Below are 9,903 nucleotides of genomic sequence, written 5' to 3'. Positions count from 1 at the left end.
ATACTCAAAATCTGATGGAAGCTATTTGTTACAATTTATATAGAAGTCCAAGGATAATTGCCACTAATTCTAAAAACTAAAGGAAAATGAACCAAAAAATAGATCCATAACTAACATAAACAATGAAAATAAGAAAAAAATATATAAATTTTAGATTTAAAAAGTCAAAATTGAAATCTAAAAATGAAAAGAGCATTATGCAATGGTCTTAACATCAGATAGATAAACAAAAAGCAGACTTTTTTTGGAATCTACCTGCAAGTAAAAACGCAGTCAAATTACGTTTCGATTACTTCCTACCAATAGGCGACACAAAAGATCAATATCATGAACCTTTAACAAATACTTTACACTTATTAGGATTTGAATACGACCATTACCTCAACAAAAACACCTTTAGTTATATACATCTCGATGCCATCTACAAAGGATTAGAATCCGGTTTTATGGATTTATTTTTAGGTATTGGTTACGAGCCTATACAAACAAAATCACTTACAATTTTCACCAAATTTGGAGCTGGAGCTTCTGGAGGAAGAGTAGAACGCGAAGGTGGATTTACTATTTACCCAAGTATCGGGTTATCACAGAAAATATATCTTTAGAACTACATGCTGGATACATTATAACTCCTTTTGGAGGTTTTGAGGCTTATACAATTGGCTACGGAATCAAATACAACACCTACAACAGTGGTGTTCATCACAAGGAAGTGGAAGGAAAAGTTATTGCCACAACACATGGAATTCGCTTTAGCGTACAGAATCAAACTTATTTTAAAGCTGCTAGTACACAAACACATCCGTATGACTTACAATTAATTGTTATCCAAATAAATCAAGATTTATCAAAGCATTTTTATATAACGGGACAAGCTGCATTTACTTATGAAGGAGAGGCTGGTGGCTACGCTGACGGAATGGTTGGTTTAGGATACTACGCTCCTAAAGTACTTTATAACAAAATAGAATTCAATATTGAAATGTTAGTTGGCGTTAGTGGAGGTGCAAAAATTGATACAGGTGCTGGTGTCGCTTTTAAACCTAAATTAGGAATGAATTATATATTGAGCAATAAATTTCATTTGACAAGTAGCATCGGGAAAATAATTGCTCCTTTTGGAAACCTAAATTCGACCTTGCTTAGTTTTGGCATAACATACAATTTCGCCAAACTACAAATTTCCAACTAATAATTTCGCTTATTAAAAACCTCTCAAGCTTATAAACCTAGCAAATCGCATTAATTCCCCTGCAATCTCCACGAAAAACAAACTCGATTAATCTACTCTTATTATCACATTGATAATAAGCTTTTTAATTCATTAGAAAATTACTGATATTCCAGAATAAAAAAAACATATGTTTATATATGTAACTAAACAATTATCAATCTGTTATTTCTTCTCAGAGCTTCTATTTTTATTTTTTTGAAAGACCATTTATAGTTATTTTAGTATTCAAATTAACACATCTAATTATGGCTATCAAAAAACAATACTTAAAGAGCAAACCAATATGTAAAGTTACATTTGAGGTGATTGCTAAAGAATCTAAAACGGTTTCGGTTGTTGGAGATTTCAATGAATGGAATTCATCTGCTTCTCCATTAAAAAAATTAAAAAACGGAAAATTCAAAGCTGTGTTCCCATTAACATCTGGAAACACTTACGAATTCAAATATATAGTTGATGGTAAATTTTTAAATGAAGAAAATGCTGATGCTTTCGCATGGAATAATTATGCGAATTCTGAAAACAGTGTTTTAGAATTATAAAAACAACCTATGTATACAAAATTCTGGTTTTACTTCTTCAAAATCTGGGTTTTCACTTTTAATATATCTTATCATAAAAAAAATCTATTTGAAAATCAATTATTAAAATTGAAAGCCCGCTTTTGTTCGTTACAGAAAGAGCTATATTTGCAATAGCGATAAAAATAATTTAAAACTCATATATTATGGCAGTATTAGTAGGAAAAAAAGCACCTCAATTTAGCGTACAAGCAGTAGTTAACGGAGGACAGTTTGAAGAGAATTTTACCCTAGAGCAATTTCAAGGAAAAAAATACGTAGTGTTATTCTTTTACCCAAAAGATTTCACTTTCGTTTGTCCAACTGAATTACATGCTTTCCAAGAAAAATTAGCTGAATTCGAAAAAAGAAATGTACAGCTAATTGCTGCTTCAACAGATACTGAACAATCTCACTGGGGATGGCTACAAGTACCTAAATCTGAAGGAGGAATCCAAGGTGTTACTTATCCAATTATTGCAGATACAAACAAAACAATCTCTAAAAACTATGATGTTTTAGCAGGAGATTATTTTTATGATGACAACGATCAATTACAAGCAAGTGGAGAATTAATTGCTTACAGAGGACTGTTTTTAATTGACAAAGAAGGAATTGTACGTCATCAAGTTGTAAACGATTTACCTTTAGGGAGAAATGTTGATGAAGCTCTGAGAATGGTAGATGCTTTACAGTTCAATGAGAAAAACGGTGAAGCATGTCCTGCTAACTGGAATTCTGACAAAAAAGGATTGACAACAACACACGAAGGTGTTGCTAGCTACTTAGCTGAAAACTAAAATTTAAAGATTATAATTGAGTGACGAAAGTTACTTGCAACTATTATATTAAATAATTAATAAAACTCTCGAATAACTTCGAGAGTTTTTCTTTTTAATGTATTTTTGAAAACAATTTACAAAACACAAATTATGGCAACCATAACACTAAAAGGCAATCCGATTCAAACAACTGGCACATTACCAGCAATAGGTTCAAAAGCTCCAAATTTCTCATTAAGAGCAATTAAACTAAACAACATTTCTCTTTCAGACTTTACAGGAAATAAGGTGATATTAAACATCTTCCCTAGTGTCGATACTAGTACTTGTGCTTCTTCAATTAGAGCTTTTAACAAAACAGCGAGTGAATTAGAAAACACAAAAGTAATTTGTGTATCTAGAGATCTTCCATTTGCACATGCACGTTTTTGTGGAGCAGAAGGAATTGAAAATGTAATCAGTGCTTCTGATATTTCAGGTGACTTTTCAGCTGATTATGGATTAAAAATTACAGAAGGACCTTTGGAAGGTTTATGCTCTCGTTCTATCGTTGTTTTAGATGAAAAAGGATCTGTTATTTATACAGAACAAGTACCAGAAACTGTAGATGAACCTAATTACGAAGCCGCAATCAATGCTTTGAAATAATGAAAAAATATAAAGATAACTTTATTGTTAACAGAATTAAAAGTATTTCTTTTGCTCTTAAAGGACTTGGAATACTTATAAAATTTGAAAACAGTATAAAAACGCAATTGTTAATTGGAGGACTAATGACAATCTGCGGATTTATCTTTACCATTTCTACTACAGAATGGGCATTACAAATTATTTGTATTGGCACTGTGCTATTAGCTGAATCTTTAAACACAGCTGTAGAAAAAACAGCAAACTTTATTCACCCCGATTATCATAAAAAAATTGGAGTAATCAAAGATGTCTCAGCAGGTGCAGTTGCTTTTGCTGCTATTATGGCTATCATGGTAGCTTGCTTGATATACATTCCTAAAATAATCAATTAAACAAAGCTAAATACTTATATTTGCCCTACTAACTCACTGTTTTCTGAATGAAAAAAACAAAAAAAGAAAAGGACATCAAGGAAAAAAAAGAACGGTTTTTAAAAATAAAAAAGTTTATACGAAACAGACAAGTACAAACAGTTTGTGGCGTTTTCACTATTCTATTTGGGCTTTTTTTATTGATTTCTTTTTTCTCTTTTTTATTCACTTGGCAAGAAGACCAAAGCCTGTTGACAGAATTTTCTGACAAAACAGTTGAATCCAAAAATTTACTCGGAAAAATTGGCGCCAGTATAAGTCATTTTTTTATTTATGATGGATTCGGAATTGCTTCTTTTGTTATTCCAATCATTGTGATGGTGGCAGGAACTTATATGTTACTCCTATTTAAGCTAAAAAAAATATTCAAATCTATAAACTGGGGTATCCTAGGTATGATTTGGATTTCTACATCCTTTGGTTTTCTCGAAAACAATTATAGTATCATTGCAGGAACTATAGGAATTGAGCTGAATCAATACTTAAACACCTATATAGGAAACACAGGACTTACAATCATTTTAATATTCGGTTATTGCTCTTATGCAGTGATTCGATTTAATATTACACCTGAAAAAATAAAAAGTTGGTTTCCCAAAAAGAAATCAATTCTTAAAACCGAAAAACCCTTTGAAAAAAATTCAGAAACAGCGACTTCTGACAACACAAAAGCCACAAGAACAATCCCTAACTTAAACGACGAGACTGTAGCAATTTCCAAAAATAATTTGGAACTTAAGCTAGATATAACTCAAGAGAAAACTACTCCAAAATCAGAATGTGAGTTGTCCGTTGAAAATAGTCAACCGACCATAAAAAATCATTCTTCTATTGACAAGACAAATGAGTCGGAACTGGAAATCGTAACACCATTAACCAATAATCCAGAGGAAAAAGTTGAAATTAATATTGAAGAAACCACCAAGGAGGAAAAAGTTAAAGAAAACTTGGCTAATAATTTGGTGGAAAAATTTGGTGAATATGATCCTAGATTAGAATTGGGTAATTTTAAATTCCCTACTCTTAACTTATTAAAAGAATACAACGAAAGTATTGCCATAGATTCTGAAGAATTAGAGCTCAACAAAAACAAAATTGTCGACACCTTAAAAAATTACAAAATCGGAATTGCTCAAATAAAAGCAACAGTTGGTCCAACAGTTACTTTATATGAAATAGTTCCAGAAGCCGGAGTACGAATTTCTAAAATCAAGAATTTAGAAGATGATATCGCTTTGTCATTAGCCGCGCTTGGAATTCGTATTATTGCTCCTATCCCTGGAAAAGGAACCATTGGTATTGAAGTTCCAAACAACAAGCCTAGCATAGTTTCAATGCGTTCTGTGATTGCTTCCACAAAATTCCAAGAATCTAAAATGGATTTACCAATTGCCTTAGGAAAAAACATTTCTAACGAAACGGTTGTCATCGATTTAGCAAAAACCCCTCACTTATTAATGGCCGGTGCTACTGGGCAAGGAAAATCAGTTGGTTTAAACTGTATCTTAACATCATTATTGTATAAAAAACATCCAGCAGAAGTCAAGTTTGTATTGGTCGATCCTAAAAAAGTGGAACTTACATTGTTCAATAAAATTGAACGCCATTATTTAGCAAAACTTCCTGATGAAGCTGAAGCCATAATAACGGACACTACTAAAGTTGTAAATACAGTCAATTCACTTTGTATTGAAATGGATGAACGTTATGATTTGCTTAAATTAGCCATGGTAAGAAACATCAAAGAATACAACACCAAGTTTAAAGCAAGGAAACTAAACCCTGAAAACGGTCACAAATACTTACCCTATATTGTATTAGTTATAGATGAATTTGCAGATTTAATTATGACTGCAGGTAAAGAAGTTGAAATTCCAATTGCCCGTTTGGCTCAATTAGCTAGAGCTATCGGAATCCATTTAATTGTTGCTACTCAAAGACCCTCTGTTAATGTTATTACCGGAATGATTAAAGCAAATTTCCCTGCTAGGATTGCCTTTAGAGTAATGTCGGCAATTGACTCTAAAACAATTCTAGACGCCTCTGGTGCAAATCAATTAATTGGTCGTGGTGATATGTTATATACAGGAGGTAATGAAACTATTAGAATTCAATGTGCTTTTGTCGACACACCTGAAGTTGAAAAAATAACAGATTTCATTGGTTCACAAAGAGCTTATCCTGAAGCACATATACTACCAGAATATCTCGGAGAAGAAGGTGGCACAGGACTTGATATAGACATTAATGACCGCGATAAATTATTTGAAGAAGCGGCAAAATTAATTGTGATTGCTCAACAAGGTTCTGCATCTCTGCTGCAAAGAAAATTAAAATTAGGATACAACCGAGCAGGAAGATTGATTGATCAATTAGAAGCTTCTGGAATTGTAGGTCCTTTTGAAGGAAGTAAAGCAAGACAAGTATCAGTGCCGGATTTACTTGCTTTGGACAAATTACTGGCTAACGAAAAAAAATAGTTTCTTAAAAACCATCTATCAAAAAAAATATGAAAAAAATAATACACTTAATCACCATTACACTGATTGCTGTTTCATCTGTTACAATAAATGCCCAAAGTAAATCAGAGATTTTACTAAACAAGGTGTCTAAAAAAATGTCCAATTTTGACAATATGTATATGAAATTCAATTACATACTTGAAAACAAGGAAGTAGACATGAGACAAGAAACTTCTGGTACTGTGTATACTGAAGGAGAAAAATACAATCTTGAATTCATGGGGAATATCTTTATTTACGATTCCTTAAATACATATGTCATTTTAACAGAAGATGAAGAAATAAATATTGTGGATGCAAATTCTGATGAAGACATGCTAAACCCAATAAAACTTTTATTTTTTTACAAGGAAGGTTTTACATATCAATGGGATGACTTAAAAACAATCAATGGAGAACAAATCCAATTCATTAAATTAATTCCTATCGACAGTGAATCGGAAGCTTCTTATTTTGTTTTAGGCATCAACAAAAGCAAAATCATCCATAGTATAAAAGAAGTCGGTAATAACGGAACTGTAACTACATTTAATATAGAATATTTCAAATCAAATCAAGATATTTCGAAAAATCTATTTATTTTTAACGAATCAAAATACACCCAAAAAAACTACACCATCAACAAATAAAATAGCCACTCTCCTTGAAAATTCTTGACATATACATCATAAAAAGTTTCTTAAAACCTTTTTTTGCGACATTCTTTATTGTAATGTTCGTATTAGTGATGCAATTTTTATGGCTTGCTTTTGATGAAATTGCAGGTAAAGGAATTGATATCTATTATATTCTCAAATTTTTAGGATACACCTGTTTAAATGTAACTCCTACAGCGCTTCCTATTGGTGTATTGTTATCATCTATAATGGCATTAGGTAATCTATCTGAAAACTATGAAATGGCAGCCATTAAATCTGCTGGAATTCCATTGTACAGAATGATCAAGCCTATCATTATTCTAACGTTATTTATTAGTGCTATTAATTTTTTATTCCTTAACAATATTTACCCCTACGCTTCTCTCAAACAGCGTAACCTGTTGTTTAATATGAAAAAACAAAAACCTGCTCTAGCTTTATTAGAAGGGAGTTTTAATACTGAAATCCCAGGATACAGTATCTATTTTGAAAAAAAATATGGTCCCAAAGAAAATCTTTTAAAAAACGTAAGAATTTATGATTTAAAACGAGGTAAAAAAAATGACATTTGTATCACTGCAAAAAAAGGAGAAATCACAACTCAACCTGGCAGTAAATATATGACTTTGCATCTAACAGATGGATATTATTATGAAGACCACACTGAATCAAAAACGAAAAAATCGGACAAAGACAGAGTACCAGCCTCTTCTGCGAAATTTAGCACTCATAAACTCAATATAGACATCTCATTACTGAGTAACAACAACTTAGACAAAGAGAAGTACAAAAAACACTATATGATGCTAAATATCAATCAACTATACTCACAATCAGACAGTTTAAAAATATCGTATGATATATATATCAATGCAAAAGCATCTTCATTCTATATCCGAAATTATGGAGACAAATTATATAAGAAACCAGACAGCTTAATCCTTACAGGATTAAACCAAAATTTATTAGAAAATTTTAAAATTTCAGAAAAAATATCCATCACTCAAAACGCATTAAACAGTATAAAAAAGCCAATTAGAACCATTGAGGTAATCAAAGAAAGCTATAAAACAAAGCGAAAGATATTAAATTTATATGACTACGAATACCATTATAGATTTGCTTTTTCTTTATCCTGTCTCTTATTATTCTTTATCGGTGCTCCTTTAGGCGCTTTGATAAAAAAAGGTGGTTTTGGTTTGCCTATGGTATTGGCTATTCTTATTTTTGTACTTTATTTCTTTATAAACTCATTGGGCAAAAATATTGCTGAAGAAAGTTCAATCACTTCTTCAATAGGAGGATGGTTATCCACTTTGATAATTTTCCCTTTTGGTATTTACTTAACAAGGAGAGCAAATAAGGGAACTACAACATTTAATTTTACTGCAATTTCAACTGCTCTAAAAGCAATATTAACTGCTCTAAAAGCATTTTTAAAACGTTCTAAAAATAAAAATAACCGAAAAGGTAATGACACAAAACGATAAACAAACAGAAGACATGAAATTGAATACAATTCAAGAGGCTATTGCAGACATACGCGCAGGAAAAGTTGTAATTGTAGTAGATGATGAAGACAGAGAAAATGAAGGTGATTTCATCGCTGCTGCGGAAAAAGTTACTCCTGAGATGATCAATTTCATGGCCAAACATGGTAGAGGATTGATTTGTGCTCCTTTAATTGAAGAGCGTTGTGACAAACTGGGCTTGAATATGATGGTAAACGATAATACGGTTTTACACAATACTCAATTTACAGTTTCTGTTGATTTGATAGGTAATGGATGCACTACAGGTATTTCTACTCAAGATAGATCTAAAACTATTTATGCTTTAACAGAAAAAAACACACGACCTATAGATTTAGGAAGACCAGGACATATCTTCCCTTTAAAAGCTAAAAAAGGAGGCGTATTAAGAAGAACCGGACATACAGAAGCTGCAGTAGATTTAGCTCGTTTAGCAGGATTAGACCCTTCTGGAATTCTAGTTGAAATTTTAAATGAAGATGGTACTATGGCACGTCTTCCTGAACTTAAAAAAGTTGCCAAAGAATTTGATTTAAAATTAATTTCTATTGAAGATTTAGTTTCTTATAGAATGCAACACGATTCACTTATTAAAAAAGTAGAAGACTTTGATATTTCTACTCGTTTTGGTGATTTTAGATTAAGAGCTTACAGCCAAACGACAAATGATCAAATTCATATTGCAATTACAAAAGGTAGTTGGAAAAAAGCAGAAGAAGTTCTAGTAAAAGTTACACCAAATTCTTTTGGAAATGATATCATAGGAACACTTCAAAAAAACATTAATGATACATTACAGAATATTTTTGGATTAATAGAAAAAGAGGGGAAAGGCGCCCTTGTATTTATCAATCAAGAGGTTCATTCTTTTAATTTATTACAGAGATTACAAAGTTTAAAAAATAATTCAAACGGTACTGATACTAAATCAAATTCAAAAGGCATGGATGATAAAGATTTTGGAATTGGCGCTCAAATTTTACATGATTTAGATATTTATAACATCAAACTTATCTCAAATTCTGAGACAAATAAAAAACGTGTAGGAATGATTGGTTATGGTTTAAAAATTACGGAAAGAATTCCGTATTAATACTACTTCAACAGCTGAATTCAAGTCACAAATGCAACTTTTTGATTAAATAATAATTGTTCCATTACAAAGATAGGATTTTCATATTTATATCTTTTCCTTGGTCTGTTATTTAATTTAGTTTCTATTTCCTTAACACGTTGATCTGTGATACTTGTAAAATCATAACCTTTGGCAAAATATTGCCTAATTAAGCCATTTAAATTTTCATTAGAACCTCTTTCCCAAGAGTGATATGGATGCGCAAAGAAGTAATCAATTTCTAAATTTTAGGTTACGTTCATGTCCTGTAAACTCCTTTCCATTGTCAGCTGTAATGGTATATAAATATGGTTTCCAATCTTCCAATATTTCATTGATAGCTTTGGTTACAACAATTGCTTGTTTAGAAAATATTTTCTTCATTTTAAGCATTCCAGAGGCTCTGTCATTTATAGTAAGAATAGCTTGATTATGGTTTTTACCTATGATTAAATCGACC

The 9,903-nt window shown here is 31.4% G+C and carries 10 protein-coding genes and 1 pseudogene; 10 read left to right on the top strand and 1 reads right to left on the bottom strand.

The window, feature by feature from the left end; genetic code table 11:
- Window positions 1-446: 446 nt before the first annotated feature.
- From V5787_RS01935 to ribB, 10 genes are all read left to right on the top strand, one after another.
- Window positions 447-605, top strand: a complete 159-nt coding sequence (locus V5787_RS01935) for a hypothetical protein (RefSeq protein ID WP_336891603.1) — start codon at window positions 447-449, stop codon at window positions 603-605.
- A gap of 107 nt (window positions 606-712) precedes the next feature.
- Window positions 713-1,192: a hypothetical protein gene (locus V5787_RS01930; protein WP_336891602.1), complete on the top strand. Its 480-nt coding sequence runs from the start codon at window positions 713-715 to the stop codon at window positions 1,190-1,192.
- 287 nt (window positions 1,193-1,479) lie between these two features.
- On the top strand, window positions 1,480-1,776 hold the full coding sequence (locus tag V5787_RS01925; RefSeq protein WP_336891601.1) for an isoamylase early set domain-containing protein: 297 nt from the start codon (window positions 1,480-1,482) through the stop codon (window positions 1,774-1,776).
- 185 nt (window positions 1,777-1,961) lie between these two features.
- Window positions 1,962-2,594, top strand: coding sequence for a peroxiredoxin (locus tag V5787_RS01920; protein WP_336891600.1), 633 nt, complete (start codon window positions 1,962-1,964; stop codon window positions 2,592-2,594).
- Between the two features lie 132 nt (window positions 2,595-2,726).
- A complete protein-coding gene (gene tpx, locus V5787_RS01915) occupies window positions 2,727-3,224 on the top strand; it encodes a thiol peroxidase (protein ID WP_336891599.1) in 498 nt (165 codons plus the stop codon).
- A complete protein-coding gene (locus tag V5787_RS01910) occupies window positions 3,224-3,598 on the top strand; it encodes a diacylglycerol kinase family protein (protein WP_336891598.1) in 375 nt (124 codons plus the stop codon). The genes tpx and V5787_RS01910 overlap by 1 nt, the downstream gene beginning before the upstream one ends.
- Before the next feature lie 47 nt (window positions 3,599-3,645).
- Window positions 3,646-6,117: a DNA translocase FtsK gene (locus V5787_RS01905; protein ID WP_336891597.1), complete on the top strand. Its 2,472-nt coding sequence runs from the start codon at window positions 3,646-3,648 to the stop codon at window positions 6,115-6,117.
- A 29-nt stretch (window positions 6,118-6,146) separates the two neighbouring features.
- Window positions 6,147-6,788, top strand: coding sequence for an outer membrane lipoprotein carrier protein LolA (locus tag V5787_RS01900; RefSeq protein WP_336891596.1), 642 nt, complete (start codon window positions 6,147-6,149; stop codon window positions 6,786-6,788).
- Between the two features lie 14 nt (window positions 6,789-6,802).
- Window positions 6,803-8,287, top strand: a complete 1,485-nt coding sequence (locus V5787_RS01895) for an LptF/LptG family permease (protein WP_336891595.1) — start codon at window positions 6,803-6,805, stop codon at window positions 8,285-8,287.
- Window positions 8,271-9,422: a 3,4-dihydroxy-2-butanone-4-phosphate synthase gene (gene ribB / locus V5787_RS01890; RefSeq protein ID WP_336891594.1), complete on the top strand. Its 1,152-nt coding sequence runs from the start codon at window positions 8,271-8,273 to the stop codon at window positions 9,420-9,422. Before V5787_RS01895 ends, ribB begins: the two co-directional genes overlap by 17 nt.
- A 255-nt stretch (window positions 9,423-9,677) precedes the next feature.
- Here the strand turns inward: ribB and V5787_RS01885 are convergent.
- Window positions 9,678-9,903, bottom strand: a pseudogene (locus V5787_RS01885) (IS30 family transposase); the annotation flags it as partial.

It is taken from the genome of Flavicella sp., from assembly GCF_037132785.1.
GTDB lineage: Bacteria > Bacteroidota > Bacteroidia > Flavobacteriales > Flavobacteriaceae > Flavicella.
The sequence above is the reverse complement of the archived record's forward strand: the minus strand, read 5'-3'. Positions and strand labels throughout refer to the sequence as shown.